Source organism: Ensifer sp. M14 (assembly GCF_003355565.1).
GTDB lineage: Bacteria > Pseudomonadota > Alphaproteobacteria > Rhizobiales > Rhizobiaceae > Ensifer.
The window spans coordinates 788070-813209 of the sequence record NZ_QJNR01000004.1; the positions used below are offsets into that span (position 1 = coordinate 788070).

27 protein-coding genes are annotated in these 25140 nt (G+C 62.7%); 14 read left to right on the plus strand and 13 right to left on the minus strand.

What is annotated here, in order from left to right:
* Positions 1–23: 23 nt before the first annotated feature.
* Positions 24–1037, minus strand: coding sequence for an MBL fold metallo-hydrolase (locus BLJAPNOD_RS03835; protein WP_115418957.1), 1014 nt, complete (start codon positions 1035–1037; stop codon positions 24–26).
* Between the two features lie 98 nt (positions 1038–1135).
* On the opposite strand from BLJAPNOD_RS03835, the gene BLJAPNOD_RS03840 reads away from it, so the two are divergent.
* The 6 genes from BLJAPNOD_RS03840 to trmD all read left to right on the plus strand — a co-directional run bounded on the left by BLJAPNOD_RS03840 (position 1136) and on the right by trmD (position 5642).
* Positions 1136–1651 carry a MarR family transcriptional regulator gene (locus BLJAPNOD_RS03840; protein ID WP_244610870.1) on the plus strand — a complete coding sequence of 172 codons (516 nt, stop codon included), beginning with the start codon at positions 1136–1138 and terminating at the stop codon, positions 1649–1651.
* A gap of 312 nt (positions 1652–1963) precedes the next feature.
* Positions 1964–3523 carry a signal recognition particle protein gene (ffh, locus tag BLJAPNOD_RS03845; RefSeq protein WP_115418958.1) on the plus strand — a complete coding sequence of 520 codons (1560 nt, stop codon included), beginning with the start codon at positions 1964–1966 and terminating at the stop codon, positions 3521–3523.
* 14 nt (positions 3524–3537) lie between these two features.
* A complete protein-coding gene (locus BLJAPNOD_RS03850; protein ID WP_077500849.1) occupies positions 3538–3873 on the plus strand; it encodes a chorismate mutase in 336 nt (111 codons plus the stop codon).
* Positions 3874–3910: 37 nt separating this feature from the next.
* Positions 3911–4285, plus strand: coding sequence for a 30S ribosomal protein S16 (gene rpsP / locus BLJAPNOD_RS03855; protein ID WP_077500848.1), 375 nt, complete (start codon positions 3911–3913; stop codon positions 4283–4285).
* A 92-nt stretch (positions 4286–4377) separates the two neighbouring features.
* The gene (gene rimM, locus BLJAPNOD_RS03860) at positions 4378–4938 is read left to right on the plus strand and encodes a ribosome maturation factor RimM (protein WP_077500941.1); all 561 of its coding nucleotides are present in this window, start codon (positions 4378–4380) and stop codon (positions 4936–4938) included.
* Positions 4939–4949: 11 nt separating this feature from the next.
* Positions 4950–5642: a tRNA (guanosine(37)-N1)-methyltransferase TrmD gene (gene trmD / locus BLJAPNOD_RS03865; RefSeq protein ID WP_115418959.1), complete on the plus strand. Its 693-nt coding sequence runs from the start codon at positions 4950–4952 to the stop codon at positions 5640–5642.
* Here the strand turns inward: trmD and BLJAPNOD_RS03870 are convergent.
* On the minus strand, positions 5624–6370 hold the full coding sequence (locus BLJAPNOD_RS03870) for a sulfite exporter TauE/SafE family protein (RefSeq protein WP_115418960.1): 747 nt from the start codon (positions 6368–6370) through the stop codon (positions 5624–5626). The genes trmD and BLJAPNOD_RS03870 overlap by 19 nt on opposite strands.
* 324 nt (positions 6371–6694) lie before the next feature.
* On the opposite strand from BLJAPNOD_RS03870, the gene rplS reads away from it, so the two are divergent.
* The 5 genes from rplS to BLJAPNOD_RS03910 all read left to right on the plus strand — a co-directional run bounded on the left by rplS (position 6695) and on the right by BLJAPNOD_RS03910 (position 11477).
* Complete coding sequence (rplS, locus tag BLJAPNOD_RS03880; RefSeq protein ID WP_053249162.1) at positions 6695–7237, plus strand: 50S ribosomal protein L19; 543 nt, start codon at positions 6695–6697, stop codon at positions 7235–7237.
* A gap of 240 nt (positions 7238–7477) precedes the next feature.
* Positions 7478–8287 carry a transporter substrate-binding domain-containing protein gene (locus BLJAPNOD_RS03890; protein ID WP_077500846.1) on the plus strand — a complete coding sequence of 270 codons (810 nt, stop codon included), beginning with the start codon at positions 7478–7480 and terminating at the stop codon, positions 8285–8287.
* Between the two features lie 9 nt (positions 8288–8296).
* The gene (locus BLJAPNOD_RS03895) at positions 8297–9118 is read left to right on the plus strand and encodes an amino acid ABC transporter permease (RefSeq protein ID WP_115418963.1); all 822 of its coding nucleotides are present in this window, start codon (positions 8297–8299) and stop codon (positions 9116–9118) included.
* Between the two features lie 243 nt (positions 9119–9361).
* Positions 9362–10771, plus strand: a complete 1410-nt coding sequence (gene leuC, locus BLJAPNOD_RS03905) for a 3-isopropylmalate dehydratase large subunit (RefSeq protein ID WP_077500844.1) — start codon at positions 9362–9364, stop codon at positions 10769–10771.
* A gap of 169 nt (positions 10772–10940) precedes the next feature.
* Entirely contained in the window at positions 10941–11477 is a 537-nt protein-coding gene (locus BLJAPNOD_RS03910; RefSeq protein ID WP_115418964.1) for a histidine phosphatase family protein, read from the plus strand.
* Between the two features lie 35 nt (positions 11478–11512).
* On the opposite strand, the gene BLJAPNOD_RS03915 is transcribed toward BLJAPNOD_RS03910, so the two are convergent.
* The 3 genes from BLJAPNOD_RS03915 to BLJAPNOD_RS03925 all read right to left on the minus strand — a co-directional run bounded on the left by BLJAPNOD_RS03915 (position 11513) and on the right by BLJAPNOD_RS03925 (position 14064).
* Entirely contained in the window at positions 11513–12700 is a 1188-nt protein-coding gene (locus BLJAPNOD_RS03915) for a GNAT family N-acetyltransferase (RefSeq protein ID WP_115418965.1), read from the minus strand.
* A 3-nt stretch (positions 12701–12703) separates the two neighbouring features.
* A complete protein-coding gene (locus tag BLJAPNOD_RS03920; RefSeq protein WP_115418966.1) occupies positions 12704–13354 on the minus strand; it encodes a DUF6875 domain-containing protein in 651 nt (216 codons plus the stop codon).
* A gap of 161 nt (positions 13355–13515) precedes the next feature.
* On the minus strand, positions 13516–14064 hold the full coding sequence (locus BLJAPNOD_RS03925; RefSeq protein ID WP_115418967.1) for a L,D-transpeptidase family protein: 549 nt from the start codon (positions 14062–14064) through the stop codon (positions 13516–13518).
* A 143-nt stretch (positions 14065–14207) separates the two neighbouring features.
* On the opposite strand from BLJAPNOD_RS03925, the gene BLJAPNOD_RS03930 reads away from it, so the two are divergent.
* Positions 14208–14891, plus strand: a complete 684-nt coding sequence (locus BLJAPNOD_RS03930) for a response regulator transcription factor (RefSeq protein ID WP_077500839.1) — start codon at positions 14208–14210, stop codon at positions 14889–14891.
* Positions 14892–15004: 113 nt separating this feature from the next.
* The gene (locus tag BLJAPNOD_RS03935; RefSeq protein ID WP_077500838.1) at positions 15005–15460 is read left to right on the plus strand and encodes a cyclic nucleotide-binding domain-containing protein; all 456 of its coding nucleotides are present in this window, start codon (positions 15005–15007) and stop codon (positions 15458–15460) included.
* 47 nt (positions 15461–15507) lie between these two features.
* Here BLJAPNOD_RS03935 and BLJAPNOD_RS03940 read toward each other — a convergent pair whose 3' ends face one another.
* The 6 genes from BLJAPNOD_RS03940 to tesB all read right to left on the minus strand — a co-directional run bounded on the left by BLJAPNOD_RS03940 (position 15508) and on the right by tesB (position 23158).
* A complete protein-coding gene (locus BLJAPNOD_RS03940; RefSeq protein WP_115418968.1) occupies positions 15508–16314 on the minus strand; it encodes an exodeoxyribonuclease III in 807 nt (268 codons plus the stop codon).
* A gap of 279 nt (positions 16315–16593) precedes the next feature.
* A complete protein-coding gene (locus BLJAPNOD_RS03945; protein ID WP_077500939.1) occupies positions 16594–17253 on the minus strand; it encodes an outer membrane lipoprotein carrier protein LolA in 660 nt (219 codons plus the stop codon).
* 137 nt (positions 17254–17390) lie between these two features.
* Positions 17391–20063 (minus strand): DNA translocase FtsK, encoded by a 2673-nt coding sequence (locus BLJAPNOD_RS03950; RefSeq protein WP_115418969.1) that lies wholly within the window; start codon positions 20061–20063, stop codon positions 17391–17393.
* 243 nt (positions 20064–20306) lie between these two features.
* Positions 20307–21671 (minus strand): ammonium transporter, encoded by a 1365-nt coding sequence (locus tag BLJAPNOD_RS03955; protein ID WP_077500835.1) that lies wholly within the window; start codon positions 21669–21671, stop codon positions 20307–20309.
* 27 nt (positions 21672–21698) lie between these two features.
* Positions 21699–22037, minus strand: a complete 339-nt coding sequence (locus BLJAPNOD_RS03960) for a P-II family nitrogen regulator (protein WP_077500834.1) — start codon at positions 22035–22037, stop codon at positions 21699–21701.
* A 221-nt stretch (positions 22038–22258) separates the two neighbouring features.
* Positions 22259–23158: an acyl-CoA thioesterase II gene (gene tesB, locus BLJAPNOD_RS03965; protein WP_115418970.1), complete on the minus strand. Its 900-nt coding sequence runs from the start codon at positions 23156–23158 to the stop codon at positions 22259–22261.
* A gap of 85 nt (positions 23159–23243) precedes the next feature.
* On the opposite strand from tesB, the gene BLJAPNOD_RS03970 reads away from it, so the two are divergent.
* A complete protein-coding gene (locus BLJAPNOD_RS03970) occupies positions 23244–24458 on the plus strand; it encodes a ubiquinone biosynthesis hydroxylase (protein ID WP_115418971.1) in 1215 nt (404 codons plus the stop codon).
* Between the two features lie 5 nt (positions 24459–24463).
* On the opposite strand, the gene BLJAPNOD_RS03975 is transcribed toward BLJAPNOD_RS03970, so the two are convergent.
* Positions 24464–24856 (minus strand): hypothetical protein, encoded by a 393-nt coding sequence (locus BLJAPNOD_RS03975; RefSeq protein WP_115418972.1) that lies wholly within the window; start codon positions 24854–24856, stop codon positions 24464–24466.
* Between the two features lie 86 nt (positions 24857–24942).
* Entirely contained in the window at positions 24943–25131 is a 189-nt protein-coding gene (locus BLJAPNOD_RS03980) for a Trm112 family protein (RefSeq protein ID WP_115418973.1), read from the minus strand.
* Positions 25132–25140 lie beyond the last annotated feature (9 nt).

A 25140-nucleotide genomic window follows, 5' to 3' on the forward strand; every position in this document is an offset into this window, starting at 1 on the left:
CCCGGAAATTACCAGTGCCGGCTTCATCGGCCCCTGGGTGGAGAGGGCGGCACATCGAAGATTTCGCCGGGGCGCAGGGCCCGGAAGCGGGTGGGCGCAATCTCGGCCTCCTCAAGCGCCTGCTCGAGGGCGCGCACCGGAGCATCGACGCCCTCGTCGGTCAGGCGGAACGTTCCCCAGTGGTGCCCCGCCACATGTTCGGCGGCGCAGTCGATCATGCCCTGGACCGCCTCCTCCGGGTTCTGGTGATGGTCCTGCATGAACCAGCGCGGCTCGTAGGCGCCGAAGGGCAGGTTGGCGAGGCGGAAGCCGCCATGTTTTTCGCGGGCGGCGCGGTAGTTGATGCCGCCGTGAAAGCCGGTGTCGCCAACATGATAGATCTTGCCGACAGGGGTTTCGATGACGAAGGCCGCCCACAGCGCCATGCGGCGATCGCCGGAGCCGCGCGCCGACCAGTGATGGCAGGGCTCCGCATGGATCGTGAGCTCGCCTTCCAGGTCCAGTCGGTCGCCCCAGTCGAGAACCGATATGTTGGCCTCGGGGGCTGCGCGGCGGATGATCGTGTCGTTGCCGAGCGGGGTGACGATCAGCGGACTGTGCTCCTCATTGAGCGATGCCAGCGTGTCGAGATCGAGGTGGTCGTAGTGGTTGTGGGTGACGAGCACGAGGTCGATCGGCGGCAGATCGTCCATCTTGATGCCGGGCGCGTTGTATCGTGCCGGGCCGATGAGGGCAAAGGGGCTCGCCCTGTGCGCCCAGACGGGGTCGGTCAGGATGTTGAAGCCATGCACCTGTATGAGCAGTGTCGCATGCCCCACCATCGTCACCCGCAGGCGGGCGGCCTCGATGCTCAATTCCGGCTTTGCCTGCTGAAAGGGGCTTGGATAATGGGTGGGCCACTTCACCTTGCCGCGGCCGAGCTGCCAGCGCAGAAGGTCGGCCATGCCCCGAGGCTGCCGGCCGTTGGGGTTGAAGAATCGCGTTCCGTCGAAGTGATCGGAGATGGGTCCCCGATAATAGGCATTGACCTTCGGCATCGTCGTTCTCTCGGCGATTGTTCAGTTGCTGTCGATGGAAAAAGATAGGCGCTTTGAAGCCGCCATCACAGGGTGCAGGTGCAGAGCTTAAGAAATTCTTGAATAAAGCAACTCAATTGCTATTGTTCCTTATGCAGGTTCGCTTCGATAAACAGGAACGTCTCTACAAGGCCATCAAACTGGTTCGGCCGATCCACCTCAATGTGCATCGCTCGATCGAGCGTATGCTGGAAGGGTCGGGCATCTCCGTTGCCGAAAGGGCTGTGCTTGAGCTTCTCTGCGGGGAGCCGCTGACGGTGCCGGAGGCGGCGCGCCGATTGTCGATGAAACGGCAGTTCGTGCTGCGGATCGTCGTCGGCCTGCTGGCAAAGGGGTTTCTGGAGAAGCAGCCGAACCCGGAGCATCGGCGTGCCTATTTCTGCGTGCCGAGTGTTGCCGGCCGCGACCTGTTTGCGGCAATCCACCAGCGCGAACTCGAATTGCTGCACGCGGTTCTGGGCGATATCAACCAGACCGAAGTGGTTGCGGCACTCAGGGTCATGACGCGGGTTGCGACTGCCTTCGAAGACCTGGCGCGCGAACTCGGCGCACCGGATCTAAAGGAAGGCTCATGACTGCCGTCTTCACGCGCGATTGGTGCCGTGATCGTGGTGGCGCGGCCCTTGCCTGAAATCCCTGCGGTCGGATTTGCCTGCCGTTCTTGACTTTTCGGCCGCTTTCCTGTTTATCGCGGCAAATTCCTTCGCAAGTGATGACTTCGAAGCCACCGACCCGGCCCCGTCAAGGTATAAAGAGAGCCAGGAGGTCAACATCCGACAGCGCGTTGCGCCCTCGGGTGGTTTTTGGCTTTGCGCCTTGTTTTTCGGGCGGAGGAACCCACGTTTCCGGCGAGTTGCCATGCCATCGGAAACAAGAAGGAAGTGAGAATGTTCGAAAGCCTCCAGGACCGCCTTGGTTCCATATTGAATGGACTGACCGGCCGCGGCGCATTGTCGGAAGCAGATGTTTCCGCGGCGCTTCGCGAGGTTCGCCGTGCGTTGCTCGAAGCCGACGTCGCGCTCGATGTCGTGCGCTCCTTCACTGAAAAGGTTCGCGAGAAGGCGGTTGGCGCCGAGATCCTGAAGTCGATCAAGCCCGGCCAGATGGTCGTCAAGATCGTCCATGACGAGCTGGTCGACATGCTGGGCTCCGAGGGCGTCACCATCGACCTCAATGCGCCGGCACCTGTTGTCATCATGATGGTCGGTCTGCAGGGCTCGGGCAAGACGACCACCACCGGCAAGATCGCCAGCCGGATGAAGACGCGGGACAAGAAGAAGGTCCTGATGGCTTCGCTCGACACGCGTCGTCCGGCAGCCCAGGAACAGCTTCGCCAGCTTGGCGTCCAGACCGGCGTCGATACGCTGCCGATCATTGCCGGCCAGTCGCCGACCGATATCGCCGCGCGCGCCGTGCAGGCTGCCAAGCTCGGCGGCCACGACATCGTCATCCTCGACACCGCCGGTCGCACCCATATCGACGAACCGCTGATGATCGAGATGGCGGAGATCAAGCGGAAGTCCAATCCGCATGAAATCCTGCTGGTCGCCGATGCGCTGACCGGTCAGGACGCCGTCAATCTCGCCCGCAACTTCGACGAACGCGTCGGCATCACTGGCCTTGTGCTCACCCGTATGGACGGCGACGGCCGCGGCGGTGCTGCCCTTTCGATGCGCGCCGTCACCGGCAAGCCGATCAAGCTCATCGGTGTCGGCGAAAAGATGGGCGAACTCGAAGAGTTCCACCCGCGCCGCGTTGCCGACCGCATTCTTGGCATGGGCGACATCATTTCGCTGGTCGAAAAGGCTGCCGAGAACATCGACGCCGAAAAGGCGGCCGCCATGGCCGCCAAGATGGCCAAGGGCAAGTTCGACCTGAACGATCTTGCCGACCAGCTCGCCCAGATGCAGAAGATGGGCGGCATGGGCGGCATCATGGGCCTGATGCCCGGCATGGCCGGCATGAAGGACAAGATGGCCTCGGCCGGTCTCGACGACAAGCTGTTCGGGCGCCAGATCGCCATCATCTCGTCGATGACCAAGGCCGAGCGCGCCAACCCGGATATGCTCAAGCATTCCCGCAAGAAGCGCATCGCTGCCGGCTCCGGCACGGATGCTGCCGACATCAACAAGCTTCTGAAGATGCACCGCCAGATGGCGGACATGATGAAGATGATGGGCAAGGGCAAAGGCGGGATGATGAAGCAGATGATGGGCGGTCTTGCCAGCAAGATGGGCCTCGGCGGCCTTGGCGGCGGCGGCATGCCCGATCTGTCGAGCCTCGATCCCAAGCAGCTCGAAGCGCTGCAGAAGCAGGCGGAAGCCGCCGGCCTCAAGCCAGGCGGCATGCCGGGCCTTGGCGGCGGTGGCCTGCCCGGTCTCGGCGGCGCCAAGCTTCCGGGCCTTGGCGGTTTCCCCGGCCTTCCCGGCCTGCCGAAGAAGAAGTGAGGATCGCTTAAGAGATGATTGATCCCGAGATCAAACAAGAATTGGCGGGTTACCGGCAGTCGATCGACAACATCGATGCCGCGCTCGTCCACATGCTGGCTGAACGGTTCCGCTGCACCCAGGCGGTCGGCGTTCTCAAGGCCAAGCACAATCTGCCGCCGGCCGATCCGGCGCGCGAAGAATACCAGATCGAACGCCTTCGCCATCTGGCGAAGGATGCCAATCTGGATCCGGATTTCGCCGAGAAGTTCCTGAACTTCATCATCAAGGAAGTCATCCGGCATCATGAAGCCATCGCCGCCGATCGCTCGCAGTCCGCGGACGCCGTCGGCACCACCCATTCCGCTTGAACGAAGCGGTCAATAAAGCCTGCAAGGAGTTACTCAAATGGCACTGAAAATTCGTCTCGCCCGTGGCGGTTCCAAGAAGCGTCCTTACTACCAGATCGTCGTTGCCGACGCCCGCAGCCCGCGTGACGGCCGCTTCCTCGAGAAGATCGGCTCCTGGAACCCGATGCTCGGCAAGGACGACGAAAAGCGCGTCGAGCTGAACGCCGAGCGCATCAGCCACTGGATCGCCCAGGGCGCCCAGCCGACCGACCGCGTTCTGCGTTTCCTCGACCAGGCTGGTATCGCCCAGCGTCCGGCTCGCGCCAACCCGAACAAGGGCCTGCCGGGCAAGAAGGCTCAGGAGCGCGCTGCTGAAGCCAAGCAGAAGGCAGAAGACGCCGCTGCTGCTGCTGCCGAAGGTGCCGCAGAATAATATCCGCAAAACGGATGAGGAAAACGGGCGGCATTTCCATGCCGCCCGTTTTCCGTTATGTGCACCCTGAAATCCCGAAACGGATGCGGATGATGAGCAAACTCGAAAACCCGGTTCTGATGGCGACTGTCGGCGCGGCCCAAGGCCTGCGCGGCGAGGTCAGGGTCAAGTCCTTCACCGATGACCCGACGGCACTCGGCGACTATGGCCATCTTCATAGCGCCGACGGGCGTGTGTTCGAGGTGCTGGAAATCCGCGAGGCCAAGAACGTGGTCGTCGTCCGGTTTCGCGGCGTCAACGACCGCAACGCCGCAGAGGCGCTGAACGGTCTCGAACTGTTCGTCGATCGGGACAATCTGCCCGATGACGATCTCGACGAAGACGAATTCTTCTATGCCGACCTCGAGGGCCTGGAAGCCATTGATGGCAGCGGCAAGAGCTATGGCACCGTGACCGGCGTGTTCGATTTCGGTGCCGGCGACCTGCTCGAGCTCAAGGGGCCGGGCAAGCGCCCCGTGCTCATTCCCTTCACCGAATGGTCGGTCCTTGAGATCGATCTGGAGGGCGGAAAGATGCTGGTCGATCCGCTGGCCGCTGGCCTCATCGACGACAAGGACGAGCCCGGCAGCCCGTTTTCGGCCAAGCGCAAGTGAGCGGCAAGGCAATGTCCTTCCGCGCAACGGTACTCACGCTCTATCCCGAAATGTTCCCCGGACATCTCGGCGCCTCGCTTTCCGGCCGAGCGCTGGAGCGCGGCCAGTGGTCGATCGATGCCGTACAGATCCGGGACTTTGCTGAAGACAAGCACCGCACCGTCGACGATACGCCGGCCGGCGGCGGCGCCGGCATGGTGTTGAAGCCTGACGTTCTCGCCCGCGCCATCGACGCGGTGTCCAAGGACGACGATCGCCCACGACTGTTGATGAGCCCGCGCGGAAGGCCGTTGACGCAGAAGCGCGTGCGCGAACTTGCCGACGGCCCCGGCGTGGTGATTGTCTGCGGCCGGTTCGAAGGTGTCGACCAGCGCGTCATCGACGGGCGCGCGCTCGAGGAAGTGTCGATCGGCGATTACATTCTTTCCGGCGGCGAACCGGCGGCGCTGACGCTGCTTGATGCCGTCGTGCGTATTCTGCCGGGCGTGATGGGCAACGAGCTGTCCGGCGTTCACGAAAGCTTCGAGGGCGGGCTGCTGGAGCATCCGCACTATACCCGTCCGCAGGTCTTCGAGGGCAGGGAGATCCCGGCGGTACTGACGTCAGGCAATCACGGCGCCATCGCCAAATGGCGCGAGACTGAGGCCCGTCGGCTGACCGAGGAGCGCCGGCCCGATCTGCTGCCTCACCCGGTGAAGAAGTAATAGGCGGCGAGCAGTAGTCCGATTGCCACGACCAGGGCACGGATCACCGCCTGCGGCACCCGCCGCGCCGCCCAGACACCCAGATAGCCGCCCAGGGCTGCTCCTGGAACCATGACCGCTGCATGCAGCCACGACACGACGCCGCCGGCCGCGAAGACAACGATGGCGATGGTGGCGATGACGATCGAGATGAAGTTCTTGAGCGCGTTCAGCCGGTGATAGCCGCCGCCGGTGGCAAGGCCCAGCACCGCCAGCATCATGATGCCCATGCCGGCGCCGAAGAAGCCGCCATAGATCGAGGTTGCGAACTGGCTGACGATGCCGGCCGGACTGATCGCATGCTCGTCTATGCGCGCCTTGGGCTTCAACAGCGGTCCGGCGGCAAAGATCGCCGTCGCGGCGATCAGCAGCCACGGGACGAGCGCACGAAACGAGGCGTTCGACAGGGATATCAGCAACACGGCGCCGGCGAGTCCGCCGATCGCCGAGATGATGCCGAGCTGGATCGCCTGGCGGCGGTCGGCGCGAATCTCCTTGGCATAGGCCAGCGCCGAGGTGATGTAGCCGGGAAGCTGGATGATCGACGACGTCGCATTGGCGACGATCGGCGGCAAACCGCCAAGGGTCATGGCGCCGAAGGTAAGGAAGGTGCCGCCACCGGCAATCGCATTGACCACGCCCGACAGGAAACCGGCGACGAAAAGCAGAAGTATTTCGAAGAAATGCATGGTCTCCCCCCATTGCCCAGCCCGGCATAGCCTGCAGACTTTTCTGCCGCAAGCCCGCGCCCGCTTGCATTTCCATGCACGTTCTTTCGAAATCTCTGATAGAATCCGCGCCGAACGCCTCAACGGCCCGGAAAATATGGCTTTCGGGGATGACAAGCGAAGTTTCTTCGTGTAAGTGCCGCCCCGGTTCGGTTTTTTGCCCGTCGACCACCAACAAAGAATGGTGAATTCGCTCCTGCCGGGTCCGGCAACATCTGAAGGCACGTCCGACAGGTCGATCGAGAGCGCTCTGGCTGTTTCAGAAGAACTTGAAAGGTTAACCCGATGAACATCATCCAGCAGCTGGAAGCCGAACAGGCCGCCAAGATTGCCGCCAAGCGCACGCTCCCCGATTTCTCCGCAGGCGACACCCTGCGCGTCAACGTCCGCGTTGTCGAAGGCACGCGTACCCGCGTTCAGGCCTATGAAGGCGTTTGCATCGCTCGTTCGGGCGGCGGCATCAACGAAAGCTTCACCGTTCGCAAGATCTCCTACGGCGAAGGCGTCGAGCGCGTATTCCCGGTTTACTCTCCGCTCGTCGAGAGCGTCGAAGTGGTCCGCCGCGGTAAGGTCCGTCGCGCCAAGCTTTACTACCTGCGCGATCGTCGCGGCAAGTCGGCTCGTATCGTTGAGAACACCGGTACGCGCGCCCGCAAGCTGAACGACGCCGAGCGTCAGGCCGTTGCCGAGGAAAAGGCACGGATCGAAGCTGAAAAGATCGCAGCAGCTCAGGCTCTTGCCGCCGAAAAGGCAGCAGCCGAAGCAGCAGAAGCCAAGGCAGCAGCAGAAGCCGCTGAAGCCAAGGCAGCAGAAGCTGCAGCGGAATAAGATTTCAATACGAGATCACGATGATTTTGGGTCGAATCGACCCAAAATCATGAACGTGATCAATCCTAATAAACTAGAGCGGGATGTGGGCGGAAAACCGCACACACTTTTCCTTATCCCGCTCTGGCGGATTGTTGGGAAGGCGGCCTCGGGCCGCCTTTCTTTTTTGGTACTATGCGCTTGTCTTTTCTCCACAATCCGTGACATTTTTCGCTGCCACACTTTTCGGGAGCTCTTCCAATGACAATCCGTCGCCATGTGCTTGCGGGCATCGCAGCCGCACTTGCCGTTCCTTTTGCTTTTTCTGCACCGGCTTTCGCCAGCGACCTGCCGGATCTCGGCGGCAAGACGGTTGTCGTCGTCACGGAAAATGCCTATCCGCCGCTGCAGTTCGTCGATCCGAAGACCGGTGAGGCGATCGGCTGGGAATACGACGCGATGAACGAGATCGCCAAGCGTCTGAACTTCAAGGTCGAGTACCAGAACACCAGCTGGGACGCGATGATCCAGGCGGTGCATGACGGCCAGTACCAGATCGGCATGACCGGGATTACCATCAAGGACGACCGCAAGGAGAAGGTCGACTTCTCCGACCCCTACATGCGCTCGCAGCAGTTCATGCTGGTGCGCGGCGACGAGACCCGCTTCAACGATGGCAAGAGCTTCGGCGCCTTTGCCGACGGGCTGGTCGGTGCGCAGCCGGGCACCTCGCCTTTCTACACCGCCGTCTACGAAATGCTCGATGGCAACGAGCAGAACCCGCGCGTCAAGCTGTTTGAAACCTTCGGCGCGACCGTGCAGGCACTGAAAGCCGGCGACGTCGACGTCGTCCTCACCGACAGCGTTGCCGCCAAGGGCTATGTCGATTCGTCCGAAGGCAAGCTGAAGGTCGTCGGCGGCCCGCTCGGCACCGAGGATTTCGGTTTCATCTACCCGAAGGGATCCGATCTGGTCGCTCCGATCAACGCAGCGATCAAGGCGCTGAAGGCGGATGGAACCTTCGACGCTTTGGACAAGAAGTGGTTCCTCGACTACAAGATGGGCGGCTGATCGCTGGCCATGGCCTCCCCACAATCTTCTGACATGTCCGCAAAGGGCGACTATCCCTGGTGGTTGGTCGCCCTTCTGGTGATTGCCGTGGCGCTCGCCGCCGTTATCGTCACCAACGACATCTACACCGAGGTCTTCAACGTCGTCCTCAAGGGCATCGGCGTCACCGTCTTCGTCACCCTGATGGGCTTCGTGCTGGCGACGACGCTTGGGCTCGGCATCGCGCTGATGGCGCTGTCGGAGCATGCGGCCCTTCGCCAGATCGCACGCTTCTACACCGAGGTTATTCGCGGCGTTCCGATCCTCGTCCTGTTGTTCTATATCGCCTTCGTCGGTGCGCCGGCACTGGTCGCCGTCGCCAACTTCATCACCGCGCCGCTGATTTCGGCCGGCTGGATGGAGCCGGTGGTGGTGCGCGACATCTCGCTGATGTGGCGGGCGATCATGGCGCTGATGATCGGCTATTCCGCCTTCATCGCCGAAGTGTTTCGGGCCGGTATCCTCTCGGTCGACAAGGGGCAGGTCGAGGCGGCCAAGGCGCTGGGCCTGACGCGTTACCAGCGCTTTCGCCTGGTGATCTTCCCGCAGGCGATCCGTGTGATCCTGCCGCCGCTCGGCAACGATTTCGTCGCCATGGTCAAGGACAGTTCGCTGGTCTCGGTGCTCGGTGTTGCCGATATCACCCAGATGGGCAAGGTCTACGCGTCCGGCTCCTTTCGTTTCTTCGAGACCTATTCGATCGTGGCTTACGTCTATCTCGTCCTTACCATCGGCCTGTCGCTGGGCTTGAGGGGCGTCGAGCGGCGGTTGCGGCGTGCCGAGCAGCGTTGAGGCCGCTTCCACCGATTGCCGAAGTGTCAAAAAATTGATATGAACGGCATCATGGAATCCAAGTTCGGATGTCGAGAGCAGAAAATCGTCGTGCTGCAGGACCACAAGCGTCTGCCGGCACGTTTTTTTGCGCGCGTATCCGGGGCGCTGACAAGCCTCCTATCCTGATCCCTTGATCAGCGTTTCCGGCCGCCTTGCTGCCGGCTTTTCCCTTATTTACGAAAATTCGATGGATATATCGCCATGAGCGCACCGCGTACTCTCTACGACAAGATCTGGGACGACCACCTGGTCAACAGCCAGGACGATGGCACCTGTCTTCTCTACATCGATCGTCACCTCGTTCACGAAGTGACGAGCCCGCAGGCTTTCGAAGGCCTGCGCATGGCCGGCCGCAAGGTCCGCGCGCCGGAAAAGACGCTTGCCGTCGTCGACCACAACGTGCCGACCTCACCTGATCGCCATCTTGGCATCAAGAACGAGGAAAGCCGCATCCAGGTCGAGGCGCTCGCTACCAACGCGGCCGAGTTCGGAGTGGAGTATTACTCCGAAAACGACAAGCGCCAGGGCATCGTGCACATCGTCGGCCCCGAGCAGGGCTTCACGCTGCCGGGCATGACCATCGTTTGCGGCGATAGCCACACCTCGACGCATGGCGCCTTCGGTGCGCTGGCACACGGCATCGGCACGTCCGAGGTCGAGCATGTGCTGGCGACCCAGACGCTGATCCAGCAGAAGGCCAAGAACATGCTGGTGCGCGTCGACGGCCAGCTGCCGCCTGGCGTTACCGCCAAGGACATCATCCTTGCCATCATCGGCGAGATCGGCACGGCCGGCGGCACCGGCCACGTCATCGAGTTTGCCGGCGAAGCGATCCGCGCGCTGTCGATGGAAGGCCGCATGACCATCTGCAACATGACGATCGAAGGCGGCGCCCGCGCCGGCCTGATCGCGCCTGACGAAACCACCTTCGAATATATCAAGGACAAGCCGCGCGCGCCGAAGGGCAAGGCGCTCGAGATGGCGATCGACTATTGGAAGACGCTGCACACGGACGAGGGCGCGCATTACGACCGCGTCGTCGTGCTCGACGCCGCCAATCTGCCGCCGATCGTCTCCTGGGGCTCGTCGCCCGAGGACGTCATCTCGGTTCAGGGCAGCGTCCCGAACCCGGATGAGATCCCGGAAGAAAACAAGCGCACCTCCAAGTGGCGCGCGCTCGACTACATGGGGCTGAAGCCCGGCACCAAGATCACCGACATTGCCGTCGATCGTGTCTTCATCGGCTCGTGCACCAACGGTCGCATCGAGGATCTGCGCGCCGTTGCGGCTGTCGTCGAGGGCCGCAAGGTCGCATCGACCGTTTCGGCGATGATCGTTCCGGGCTCCGGCCTCGTCAAGGAGCAGGCGGAAGCCGAAGGTCTCGACAAGATCTTCCGGGAAGCCGGCTTCGACTGGCGCGAGCCGGGCTGCTCCATGTGCCTGGCGATGAACGACGACCGCCTGAAGCCGGGCGAGCGTTGCGCTTCGACGTCCAACCGCAACTTCGAGGGACGTCAGGGCTTCAAGGGACGCACGCATCTGGTGTCGCCGGCCATGGCGGCAGCCGCTGCCGTCGCCGGCCATTTCGTCGACATCCGCGAGTGGAAGTAACCCGACCCGCGTGAAGACAAGCCGGTTCTTGAGCTTTTCCGGCGTTGATGGCCGCCCTTCGGGGCGGCCTTTTTTATGGTCCCTATTGCAGGACAAAATGCCGGTACGATGCCAGAATGGGTTTGGTGCCTGGCAAGGTCGAGCGATATTTCGTTGAATGGGAGGCCGTATGGCTGAGGATCACAGGGCAAAGACGTACCGCCTGATGTTGCTGCGCCACGCCAAGTCCGCCTGGCCGGACGGCGTTCCTGATCACGATCGACCGCTCGGCGATCGCGGCCGAAAGGCGGCACCACTGGTCGGCGCCTACATGGAGCGAAAAGGGTTGATCCCCGGACTGGCTATTGTTTCCACGGCGCGGCGCGCGCAGGAAACCTGGACGCTGGTCAAGGGTATCCTGCCGCCGCCAATCCCCGCCCGTGAGACACGCGACATCTACGAAGTTGCAGCGCCTGCCATTCTGACGGCCATTCGGGCGGTCGATCCGGCCATCCGCAACCTCATCGTCGTCGGGCATAATCCGGGCATGGAGGATCTCGCCCATCTGCTTGCCGGTTCAGGCAGGCAGGAGGCGCTTGCGCGCATGCGGCAGAAGTTTCCCACAGCGGCGCTTGCCGTGTTCGAGTTTGACGGTTCCAGTTGGGAGGACCTCGCTGCGGGCGGGTGTCGTCTCATCGATTTTGTGACGCCGCGTCAGCTTGGCTGAACGCCGCGTCAGCTTGCCTGAGAAACCTGCTCGGTTCAGAGCCTTCGCATCACAAGCTTTTGCACAAGGCTGGCCGGTAGGCGCTTTGCCCAGGCTTTGGCCATCGGCTGCAGTCGCGCCATGGCAAGATCACGCATCAGCCGGCCGCGCCAGGAGAATGCGAGGGCATAGTCCCTGATGGCGACAAGTCCGTCGGCATGCTGCATCTTATAGCTGTCCGCCGGCGCCAGCAGATCAAAGATAGTGTTGCCGCGGTGGGCGGCCGCCGCGAATGTTCGGTGGATGAGCAACCGTCCGAGGCCCTCACGCTCGTAGCCAGGGTCGGTTGCCAGCACGTGGCCGAAGGTGTGGCCCTTGCAATCGAACGACAGGTCGACGCCGATCGGTCGCCCGTCACAGGTGATTGCCGAGGCGTGCAGGCCGGCGTCGGGATCGCCGGCCAGGTCCGCGAAGAAAGCCTGGAAGCGGCTGTCCATAACGGTCGGCGACAGGATTGCGTTTTCGATCAGCCAGTTCTTCTTGATGGCGATTGCGGACGCTACCGCTGCCTCGGCTGCCGGGCCCGAACCCGGCTCGGCAAAGGTGATGTCGCCGTGCTCTCGCAGCCTGCGCAACCGGCGCCGATAGTTCGACCGCTCGCGCGCGGAATAGCCGATGCCCGGGCCGTCGGCCGTCACCCGCCGCGGCAGGCTTGCGAAAGGCGCCTCAACGTCGCCGGGCAAGCGGGCGCTGCTTGCGATCACCGATCCGCACAGGGCGGCGTCCGCTCTCACCCGTCGCGCCTCGAAAACGTCGGCGCCGAGCGATGTCACGGCACTCCAGCCTGCTTCGAGCAGGGCGTGCCGGTCGCCATCTGCCTCGACAAGCACGTCGCCGAACTGCGCCACCGGCGCGCCCATGAAACTGAGCACGTCTACCCCGAGCTTGCGACGACGCATCAGTGGCCAGACGGTGACAAGACGTCCGTCGATACGGCCGGTGAGAATAGAGAGCTGCGTCTTTGCGTCGAGATAGTGTCGCGCCCAGTAACGCAGGAAGATGTGGCGCTGGAACACCTGCTGGGGCGTTGCTGCCCGCTCGAACAGATCGTCCCAGTCCGCCTGCAAGGCCATGAAGCCGTCGAGGCTTGTGACGACTCTGATATCAAGGGCGTCCCCTGAGCGGTCGGGGCTCGAAATCCTCTCGATTGTCTCGGCGATCGGCGACGTCGCTCGGCTGGGCATGGCTCAGCGGCTTCGGAAGTGATTGACGAGCCGCTGCGTTCCCTTGATCGGGAAACGGGCGAGATAGGCAACCATGAGAGCGGGATGGAGAGCGGCAAACGGGGCGTCGTTTTCGACCAGATGCCGGATCGCCAGAACCGGCATCGGCGATCGCAGCGGCCGGAACTCCGGATTCCACAGGCCGCGATCCTCGGACCCCGCATGCATCATGCCGATCATCCGGGCGCGGGCGAGCGAATAGAACCGATGCCGCCGCTGGATCCGCTTCAACATCGCGATACCATCCTGATCGGCGCACTCTGGAAAGCCGACGATGACGGTGCGGAAATGCTTCATCGCGGGCTTGCAGGGGATGGCTTCGAGCTCGGCGAAGGCGCCACGGATGAGGGCGAAAGCGTCGTCTTCGTCACCGGCGCGCGCGTGGGAAATCGCAAGGCGAACGGCGTCGATCTTGGCAGCCTGGCGGGTAAAGGGGCAAACGGCGCCGGTCCGTCCGAGATCGGGATGACTGTTCATCAAGTAGGATTCGACCCAGTCGAGCAGCTGCGCAATGTCGGAACCTTGCGAGGCGTCGTCCGCGATAGCGCGAACCTCTGTTATCCCGAGGAAGCATCCATCGGTTGCGGGTATCGGTTTGGCCATCGTCGTCAGCATCGGCTGCACTCGCCCTGCAAATCTTGCTTGACGCTACATAGACACCAGAGCTTGCGGAAGTGTTTATGGTTGTGCGCGGCGAGATTTCTCGTTCGGGTTATTCTTTCCGAATTCTGATCTCGATCGCCGGTATTGGGCATATTGAAGCAGGGGTTGCGGCGTCAGATGACCTTGACGACGGTGCCGCGACGCAGGTGCGGAATCAGCCGGCGCATGGAAGCCGGGCTTATGGCGACGCAGCCCTCCGTCGGCTCGTATCCAGGACGGATGAGGTGAAAGAAGATCGCCGAACCGGCATGACGGCGGCGGCTGGTCAGGTTCCAGTCCATCACCAGGCAGACGTCGTAGAGCCCGTCCTTGCGCATCATCTCCTCGTGGCTCGCCGCGAAGGGGGCCTTGGCCGGACGGTTATAGACGGCGTGGCTGGCAGCGTCGCACCAGAGCATACCCTTGCGGGTTGCCCGTGTCGGCAAGGGCGTCGGCGGAAGCTGGATCCTGTCGCGCCTGACGTAGCCGCCGACGAGTTTCATCGCGGCGCGCGGTGTCGCGCCGTCGCCCTCGCGCTTGCGGCTGGTGATGCCGCTGCGGCCGATGGCCGCTTGCTCCGTGCGGCCATCGAAGGTAACCAGTGCACGCCTGCGATCAAGCGGGGCGGGCCGGACGGTGATGATGGATTTGACTGGCCTTCTTCCCGACGTTTTCTTGCGCATCTCTCTCACAGATTTTTGAATTGTCCGTGATTTGGCGGGCACCATAAGCACGGTTGCATATATAACGCGGTTCCAAAACCGGTTCGCTTGCCAACACGGGCATTTGAGCTAGTTTGAAACCGGAAGCAAACAGGAATTGTCCCATGGCGACCCGTACCATTCTTCTTGTCGACGACGACAATGACCTGCGCGAAACGTTGGTCGAGCAGCTTTCGCTCTACGAGGAGTTCGATCTTCTCCAGGAAGCGTCTGCCGGCAAGGGTATACAGGCGGCGCGCGCCCAGCAGGTCGACCTGTTGATCATGGACGTCGGGCTGCCCGACATGGACGGGCGCGAAGCGGTCAAGCTCCTGCGCAAGGGCGGCTTCAAGGCGCCGATCATCATGCTCACCGGCCACGATACCGATTCGGATACAATCCTCGGTTTGGAAGCCGGTGCGAACGATTACGTCACCAAACCATTCCGCTTTGCCGTCCTGCTCGCCCGCATCCGCGCGCAGTTGCGCCAGCACGAACAGAGCGAAGATGCGACGTTCAGCGTCGGTCCCTATACCTTCAAGCCCAGCCAGAAGCTGCTGACGCTCGAAAACGGCCAGAAGATCCGGCTGACCGAAAAGGAAGCGGCGATCATCCGCTATCTCTACCGCGCCGACCAGAAGGTGGTAACGCGCGACGTGCTGCTTGAGGAAGTCTGGGGCTACAATTCCGGCGTGACGACGCACACGCTCGAAACGCATGTCTACCGGCTTCGCCAGAAAATTGAGCGCGACCCTTCCAATGCCGAGATTTTGGTGACAGAGAACGGCGGCTACAAGATCGTTCCGTGAGGCGGTGACGTCGGATGATTTTCCGCACGTCAGCCGCCCCGGACTATTCGCATCGATCGCTATGTTCTTGGGACGCGAACCCGAAAGCATCGTGATTCAGGGAGGTTAGCCGCTTGGCGCTTAACGACGACATCGTTCTTCTGTCCAATGTGCCGCTTTTTGCCGATATCAGCGAGGACAAGCTGAGGCTGATCGCCTTTGGTGCGGAGCGTCGACGCGTGTTCAAGGGGCAGGAGCTGTTTCGCGAGGGCGCACCGGCCGATTGCGCCTTTGCCATTGCCAGCGGCAGCCTTTCGCTGTCGAAAGCCAATGCCGACGGCGCGATGGAAGAGATCACCACCGTCGGCCGCGGCGCGCTTCTCTCCGAACTGGCGCTGATCTCGATGGTGGAGCGCAAGTTCACCGCAACCGCGGACGAAGACAGCGAAGTGATCCGCATCAACCGGCCGCTCTTCCGGCGCATGCTGGAAGAGTATCCGGAGGTTGCCGCCCTCGTCGAAGCGCGTATCCGCGAAAACCTGCAGGCGATGATCAGGCGCGCAGGCGCGCTTGCCGGCCGTTTCGCCTGACGTATTCCCGATAAACGGTCGAACGCCAGGCGCTTGAGGCTTCACAGTCAGATATCGAAATGGGCGATCACCGGCACATGGTCGGACGGCCGCTCCCAGCCGCGTGCCTCGCGCAGGATATCCACTTGCGTCAGTTTCGGCGCAAGGTCTGCCGAAGACCAGATATGGTCGAGGCGCCGGCCGCGGTCGGCGGCTTCCCAATCCTTGGCGCGGTAGCTCCACCAGGTGTAGAGCTTGGCCGGTGACGGCGTGTGCTGGCGCATCAGGTCGACCCAGGCGCCGCCATTCATCACCGTGGTCAGGCCCTCGGTTTCGATCGGCGTATGGCTGACGATCTTGAGGAGCTGCTTGTGCGACCAGACGTCGTCCTCAAGCGGCGCGATGTTGAGATCGCCGACGAGGATCGAGGAAATTCCGGCATCAGCCTCGGCGTGCAGCAGCTTCATCTCTTCGACGAAATCGAGCTTGTGGCCGAACTTCGGATTGATCGAGCGGTCCGGTTCGTCGCCGCCGGCCGGGACGTAGAAATTGTGCAGACGGATCTTCTTGCCGCCGGCCTCGAACACCACCGAAAGGTGGCGCGCATCGCCGATGCCGCAATAGTCGCGGCGATCGCTGAGATCATGCAGCGGCAGGCGCGAGATCGTCGCGACGCCGTGATAGCCCTTCTGGCCGTGCATCTCGATATGGTTGTAGCCGAGCGCCTTCAGCGGCTTCGACGGAAACTGGTCGTTCGGGCACTTGGTTTCCTGCAGGCAGAGAATGTCGGGCTGCCAGGTCTTCAGGAGGTGCTCCACCAGCGGCATGCGCAGTCGAACGGAGTTGATGTTCCAGGTGGCGACGGAAAGGGCCATTGCTCATTCCCCATGATCGGGTAAGTCCGGGCGTTCGACCAATCGGAAGCCGGCTCAGGACGGATGTATTTTCGATGTCCGAGCGGTTTAAGCAGGTCCGGCGGCTGGCGACAAGGAAGGCATGAAAAAGGCCGCACACAGCGCAGCGCGTCTTATCGACGCGCCAAAGTCGCTGTGCACTTTGAAGGGCTGCATGTCCATATCCTTAGATCGGATATGGATCTAAGGAAACATGCAGCGGGCGGCCGACGTCCACAAGCACGGCTGGATCAAAGGCCGTCAGCGGCCCTTGTTGCGCACTTCGTCGTAGGGGATCTTGAACACCTTGTCGTCCAGCGCCATGCCGGTCTTGACGTTGAAGATCATCACCGACGTATCCTTTTTCTGGGCGTCGGTGATCGTCCACTGGCGCAGGTCGTAGGTCTTCGGATCGAACATCATGGTGATCGTCGAATCGCCGAAGATCGAGCGGTCGCCGAGCACGATGGTGATGAGGTCGGATTCTTCCTTGACGCCGCGCACCATCTTGCCTCTCAGGTCGATCCGTTCGCTGAGCAACAGGTTCAGCGGCGTCTTCGACAGCGGGTAGATGTCCCAGGTCTTCAGCTTCATGTTGCCGATGACCACCGACTTGCCGTCGGCAATCACGCGCATCGGCGACGGTGCCTCGTAGTTGAAGCGGATGCGGCCGGGGCGGCGGATGTAGAACTTGCCGCCGGTCTGCTCGCCGCGTGGGCCGAACTGCACGAATTCGCCGGCCATGGTCTTCACGGACGAGAAATGGTCGGCGATCTTCTGGGCGGAGCCCGTCGCCTGCGCAAAGGCTTTCGTGACGTCAAGACCGGCGCCACCCATGCCCGCGAGCGCCGCGAGGCCACCAACGAATACGCGGCGCGACATCGCCGGATTGTTGCCCTGGGTGGTTTTCGTTTCTGTCATCACAGTCTCCTTCATTTCCTTGATCATCTGGAGCGCAAGTGCGGCACCTTCAAGGCGTCTGTTCTAGCCTTCTAGGGGCCGCGCCCTCACATGACCGTTACCGGGCTGCCGTTTCGTCGCTCTGGCGAGGACCGGGTTTATCGGCCGGTGATCTCCGCTTCGGTCGGCACGAGAATTTCCCGTTTGCCGGCATGGTTTGCCGGGCCGATGATGCCTTCCTGTTCCATGCGCTCGATCAGCGAGGCGGCCCTATTATAACCTATCCCGAGGCGACGTTGCACATAGGATGTGGAGGCCTTGCCGTCACGCAGAACGATCGCCACCGCCTGGTCATAGGGGTCGTCGGAATCGGCAAGATTGGACGTGCCGGCCGGGCCGCCGCCGTCATTGTCCTCGTCGTCGTCCTCGGTGATCGCGTCGAGATATTGCGGTGTGCCCTGGGTCTTGAGATAGGCGACGACCTCCTCGACCTCGGTGTCGGAGACGAAGGGACCGTGGACGCGCTGGATGCGCCCGCCGCCGGCCATGTAGAGCATGTCACCCATGCCGAGCAGCTGCTCGGCGCCCTGTTCGCCAAGGATGGTGCGGCTGTCGATCTTCGAGGTCACCTGGAAGGAGATGCGGGTCGGGAAGTTGGCCTTGATCGTGCCGGTGATGACGTCGACCGAGGGGCGCTGTGTCGCCATGATCACATGGATGCCGGCGGCGCGCGCCATCTGCGCCAGTCGCTGCACCGCACCTTCGATGTCCTTGCCGGCAACCATCATCAGGTCGGCCATTTCGTCGATAATGACGACGATATAGGGCATCGGCGACAGGTCGAATTCCTCGGTCTCGTAGATCGCTTCGCCGGTCTGGCGGTCGAAGCCCGTCTGCACCGTGCGGGTGATGGCGTCGCCCTTGGCCAGCGCCTGTTCGACGCGGGTGTTGAAGCCGTCGATGTTGCGCACGCCGATCTTCGACATCTTCTTGTAGCGCTCTTCCATCTCGCGCACCGTCCACTTGAGCGCGACGACCGCCTTTTTCGGGTCGGTCACGACAGGCGACAGCAGGTGCGGGATACCGTCATAGACGGAGAGTTCGAGCATCTTCGGATCGATCATGATCAGGCGGCACTGGTCCGGGCGCAGGCGGTAGAGCAGCGACAGGATCATGGTGTTGATCGCCACCGACTTGCCCGAGCCGGTGGTACCGGCGACGAGAAGATGCGGCATCTTGGCGAGATCGGCGACCACAGGTTCGCCGCCGATGGTCTTGCCGAGCGCCATGGCCAGGCGCGCCTTGCTCGTTTCGAAGTCGCGCGAACCGACCAGCTCGCGCAGATAAACGGTTTCGCGGCGCTGGTTGGGCAGTTCGATGCCGATGGCGTTGCGGCCGGGTACCACGGCGACACGGGCAGCGATCGCGCTCATCGAACGGGCGATATCGTCGGCAAGACCGATGACGCGGGAGGACTTGATGCCCGGCGCCGGCTCCAGTTCATAGAGGGTGACGACGGGACCGGGACGAACGTGAATGATCTCACCCTTGACGCCGAAGTCTTCCAGCACGCCTTCGAGCATGCGGGCGTTCTGCTCCAGCGCATCGGCGGAAAGCGTCGCGTCGCGGGTGACGTTCTTGGGTTCAGCGAGGAAATGCATCGGCGGCAGCGCAAAATCGCCGTCGTCGTCGACGAAGGAGCGCTGGGCTTCGCGTTCGAGCCGCTGGCCGGTCTTCGGGCGAGGCGGGGGCGTGGCGACACGCGACCCGGCCTTCGGCAGACCCTGCTTCGGCGGTGCGGCTTTCGGCGCCCAGTCGGCTGCCACATCATGGTCGTCGTCTTCGTTATCGGGCAGAATGCCGGCGGGGCGGCGCTCATCCATGTCGAAGGACATGTCATCATCGTCGTCGGCCATGATCGGCGGCGGCGTGACGACGCGGCGCTCGGAACGGTCGAGCGACGGTTCGATGCGGTCGCCGGCAGTCATCGGCTTCGGCCGGGCCGGCTCGTTCAGCGTGCCGAATTCGTCATTGTTGAAATCATAGGGCTCGTCGTACTGGCGCTTCGTCGGGGTGCGAGTCCCGCTCATGCCGAAGATGCGGCGCACGCGCGCCTGCACGGTGTAGCGCATATGCGCGAACGAGCCCATCAGCAGGGTGAAGGGGCCTTCGCTGTCGTCTTCGTCCAGTTCGTCGCGCACGGTGCGCGCCTTGCTCGGCGTCGGCTCTTCGATCTCTTCTTCGTCCTCCTCCTCGCCGACACCGATCAGGCCGGCGCTGTAGATCAGGCACCAGGCGGCGGGGGCGGCAAAGATGCAGGCAAGCACGGTGGCAAAGGTGCCGGTCGGGAAGGAGCCAATGAACAGCGCGGGAAAACGCAGGATCATGTCGCCGAAGACGCCACCGAGGCCGTTGGGCAGCGGCCAGGTGATCGGCGCCGGAACGCAGCTCAAGGCAGCGCCGGCAAGCACCGATCCGATGAACCAGAGGCCGAGGCGCTTGACGATCTTGTCGAAGCGCTTGCCGCCAATCAGCACCAGTGCCCAGGCAACCGCCGGAAGCAGGGCGACGACGCTGGCAAGCCCGAAAAACTGCATGAAGATGTCGGCAAACGCCGCGCCCGCATAACCAAGCACATTGGTCGGCTCGTCCGAGGTGGCGTAGGAGAAGCTCGGGTCGGCAACGTTCCATGTCGACAGCGCCGCGATGGCCAGCGCCAACGCGCCAAACAGCGCGAAGCCCGCCAGCGATGCGATCTGTCGCCAAACGAATGTTGTTAGCACGAACCGGTTGGAACGGCTGTCAAGCGTTGCCGGATTGCTTCTGCTCATGTTGCCTGCTGCCCGTCTCGATCTCTAGGGCGCATTGCGCGCCATGGAATCAACCTAAGCGGAGTACGGTTAATGCGACATTAACCATGCGTATATCCCGCTAAAATACCGGTGGGCTAAGGTCTGCAATCTGCGCAATTCAGCAAAAAAGCCCGGATCTTTCGATCCGGGCCAAAGGCGATCCGCATCAGGCGGACCGCGACGGGACGGTGAGCGGCGCCTGTGGACGGCGCCGCGATTGGCTTAGTTGTGGTAGGCCGCTTCGCCGTGGGACGAGAGGTCGAGACCCTCGCGTTCGGCTTCGACCGAAACCCGGAGCCCAACGATCGCATCGACCACCTTGTAGAGGATGACCGAGACCACGCCGCACCAGACGATGGTGATGGCAACGGCTGTCAGCTGGGTCATGAACTGGCCGCCCATGGTGACGCCGTCGGCGTAACCGATACCGCCGAGCGACGACGAGGCGAAGATGCCGGTCGCCAGCGCACCGAAGAAGCCGCCGACGCCGTGGACGCCAAAGACGTCAGCGGTGTCGTCGTAGCCGAACTTGTTCTTCACCACCGAGACGAAGAAGTAGCACAGCGGCGAAACGATCAGGCCCATGACGATCGCGCCCATCGGGCCGGCGATGCCGGCGGCAGGCGTGATGGCAACGAGGCCGGCGATCATGCCCGAGGCTGCACCCAGCATCGAGGCCTTGCCGCGGGTGAAGGTTTCGACGACCGACCAGGAGAGGATGGCGGCTGCCGTTGCGAGGAAGGTGTTGACGGTTGCGAGCATGGCGCCGCCGGATGCCTCGAGGTTGGAGCCGGCGTTGAAGCCGAACCAGCCGAACCACAGCATCGCCGCACCGACCAGCGTCAGCGTCATCGAATGCGGTGCCATCATGTCCTTGCCGAAGCCGGTGCGCTTGCCGACCATGATCGCGCCGATGAGGCCAGCGACGCCGGCATTGATGTGCACGACGGTGCCGCCGGCAAAATCGAGAGCGCCCATGCCGAAGAGCAGGCCGTTGCCGTCCCAGACCATGTGGGCGATCGGGAAGTAGACGAAGGTTGCCCAGAGGACCGAGAAGAGCACGGCTGCCGAGAACTTGATGCGCTCGGCGAAGGCACCGATGATGAGCGCCGGCGTCAGTGCCGCAAACGTCATCTGGAACAGCATGAAGATGTATTCCGGAATGACCACGCCTTCGGAGAAGGTGGCGGACGTGCTGTCAGTCGATACGCCGGCGAGGAACATCTTGGCGAAGCCGCCGAAATAAGGGCTGGTCGAGCCGCCGAAGGCGAAGGAATAGCCGTAGACGACCCAGACGATCATCATCGTGGCACCGATGACGGTGCACTGCATCAGCACCGACAGCATGTTCTTGGCGCGAACGAGACCGCCGTAGAAGAGCGCGAGGCCCGGGATCAGCATGAAGAAGACGAGCAGGGTGGAGATGAACATGAAGGCCGTATCGGCCTTGTCGGGAACGGGGGCTGCGGCGGTGGCAGCGGCTGCTGCCGGTGCGGCTTCCTGGGCAAAGGCGACGACCGGCGCAAGAAGGGCGGCAGAGGCTGCGCCGATCCTGACCAGAGAGGTAGAAAGTTTGCTTGACGACATCGAGTAGTGCTCCCTGAACGGCGTGGCTTACAACGCTTCTGAATCGGTTTCGCCGGTGCGGATGCGCACGGCATGGTCAATCGAATAGACAAAGATCTTGCCGTCACCGATCTGGCCGGTCTTGGCGGCGGCGGCGATCGCTTCCACGGCCCTGTCGACGAGCTCCGAGGGGACTGCGATCTCGATCTTCAGCTTGGGCAGGAAGCTCACGGCGTATTCGGTGCCGCGATAGATTTCGGTATGTCCCTTCTGGCGGCCGTAACCTTTGACCTCGGTTACGGTCAGGCCCTGGATGCCAACAGCAGTGAGGGCTTCGCGAACCTCATCGAGCTTGAACGGCTTGATAATGGCCATTACAATTTTCATCGGTTTCCCATCCTTGTTCGCCTCCGGCCGGAGGCCATCTCTCCTTGCTGCGAACGCTGAAAGCGCCTTGCAACCGGACAGCTACATTCAAGGGGCGTGCCAGATTCGTCGTGGCGCGCTAAACCTATGAAAAGTCATGGGAAAATTATCGCGCACGGCAAGTGTGCCGTGGCGAGCTAAAAAATCGTCACTTTAGAAGATTAAAAAATAGGCAGAAAAGATTAAGCGCCTTGTTTTTGTTCAGGTGCCTTTTTCCGGATCAGGCCTTCCTGTGCCACCGAGGCAATCAGCACGCCGGAACGATCAAAAAGGCTGCCACGGGTCATGCCGCGGGCACCGTGGGCGCTGGGGCTGTCCTGGGTATAGAGCAGCCAGTCGTCCATCCGGCAGGGACGATGGAACCACATGGCGTGATCGAGGCTTGCAACCTGAAGGTTGCGATCGAACACCGACGTGCCATGGGCATAGAGCGAGGTGTCGAGCAGCGTCATGTCGGAAAGGTAGGCAAGCACGGCCGCCTGCAGATGGCGCTCGTCGGGAACCTGGCCGACCGCCTTGACCCAGACGTCCTGGGTCGGCTTGCCGTCGTTGCGCGCAAAATAGTGGCTGAGCGAGACCGGGCGGATCTCGATCGGCCGCGGCCGCTCCCAATAGCGGCGGATCGCTTCGGGGGCATGCGCCAGGAATTTGTCCTTCAGTTCCTGTTCGCCCGGCAGGGTTTCCGGCATCGCCACATTGGGGATGTCGATCTGGTGCTCGAAGCCGTCCTCGTCATACTGGAAGGATGCCGACATCGAGAAGATCGCCTTGCCGTGCTGGATGGCGACGACGCGCCGCGTGGCGAAGCTGGAGCCGTCGCGGATGCGGTCGACCTCGTAGATGATCGGCACGGACGGGTCGCCGGGGCGCATGAAATAGGCATGCAGCGAGTGCACGTAGCGGCCCTCGTCGACGGTGCGCTGGGCTGCGACCAGGGCCTGGCCGATCACCTGGCCGCCGAACACGCGCTGCCAGCCGACCTGGGGACTGCGGCCACGAAACAGGTTCTCCTCGAGCTTTTCGAGGTCGAGTGTGGCAAGCAGCGCATCCATGGGCGTTGCGGTCTCGGTGGGGCGCGACATTTCGGCTGTCTCCAACGGTAGGAACGGCGATGGCATTGATCTATATAGGCATGAAACGATGCTCAAGTGCGACGGGAGAAAGCGGATGATCGATGTGTTGATTGCCGGTGGCGGCTATGTCGGCCTTTCGCTCGCGGTATCGCTGAAGAAGGCGGCGCCGCATCTTGCGGTCTCCGTCATCGACGGCGCGCCGGAAGGTGCGTGGAAGCGCGACGAGCGCGCGTCTGCCGTCGCGTCCGCCGCCGAACGCATGCTTGACGTTCTCGGCGTCTGGCAGGCGATCGCGCCGGAAGCCGAGCCGATCCGGCGCATGGTCATCACCGATTCGAAGACATCAGACCCGGTGCGCCCGGTTTTCCTCACCTTCGATGGCGAAGGCGAGGAGGGCAGGCCCTTTGCCCATATGGTGCCGAACACCGCCATGGTCGGCGCGCTGCGTGCCGCCTGCGACGAGTTCGGTGTTGTCGTGCGTCAATCGACGATGGTCGAAACCTTCGAGAGCGGCGATCATGCGGTTGCCGTGACGCTTGCCGGCGGCGAACAGCTCGACGCCCGGCTGCTGGTGGCCTGCGACGGCGTGCGCTCGAAGCTGCGCGATGCGGCCGGCATCAAGACGGTCGAGTTCGACTATGGCCAGTCGGGCATCGTTACCACCGTCGAGCATGAGCGTCCGCATGAGGGCACGGCCGAGGAGCATTTCCTGCCGGCCGGCCCCTTCGCGACGCTGCCGCTCAAGAACAATCGCTCGTCGCTGGTGTGGACCGAACGCACCGCCGATGCCGAGCGCTTGGTCAAGGGCGACGATTTCCTGTTCGAAGAGGAACTGGAGCGCCGCTTCGGCCACAGGCTCGGCCACCTCAAGGTCGTCGGCGGCCGTCGCGCCTTTCCGCTCGGCCTGACGCTGGCGCGTGATTTCGTCAAGCCGCGGTTTGCGCTTGCCGGCGATGCCGCCCACGGCATCCACCCGATCTCCGGCCAGGGCCTCAATCTCGGCTTCAAGGACGTCGCGGCGCTGGCCGAGACGATCGTCGAGGCGGACCGCCTCGGGCTCGATATCGGCTCGCTGGCCATCCTCGAGCGTTATCAGAGCTGGCGCCGGTTCGACACTTTCCGTATGGGGGTGACCACCGACGTGCTCAACCGGCTGTTTTCGAACGACATTACGCCGGTCCGCATTGCCCGCGACTTCGGTCTCGGCCTGGTCGATCGCCTGCCGTCGCTCAAGAGCTTCTTCATCCGCCAGGCGGCCGGCATTGCCGGTGACGCGGACCCGCGGCTGCTTTCCGGCCAGCCGATCTGAGCGGGTCAGAAGAGGGTAAGGTTCTCGATCCGGTAGACGAAGAGCGCCCAGAGCCAGCCGGGTGCGGCATCGACGATAGCGGTGAACTTGTCCTGCAGATCCTGGTACGACAACAGCAATGTCATGCCGATCGCGATCGTCCACGTGCAGCAGATGCGCAGATTTCTGCGGCTGAAGAACTCGTAAAATCCATCCTCGTCGTATTCGGTTCCGGCCACCATATCCCAGAAGCCGTAGTTCGCACTCAACATGTCGTCGATGGCATGATTGCGCCAGAAGTGGCCTGGCGCGGCATTGAAGCGATCGGGAATGAAATTGAACGACGATCGGAAGACATGGGCCGCCGCGCCAAGCGCGGTCAGGGTCATGAACGCAACGATGTAGTGCCAGTAGGTCATGCAGTTCCGTGGAGCTACCGATAGTTCGGGCAGCTTACGGGTTATTCCTTGATCGATCGTCAAGGGACGCGGATGGGTCGCCGCTGTCAGTCCTCGATCTTGCGCGCCTCTGAGATCAGCATGATCGGAACGCCATCGCGGATGGGGTAGGCGAGACGGGCCTTTTCCGAGACCAATTCGTTGGCCTCGGCGCGATAGCTCAGCCGGCCCTTGGTCAGCGGGCAGACGAGCAGCTCGAGCAGTTTCGGGTCGACCTTGCTGGCGTTGACGTCCACGAGCCCTCG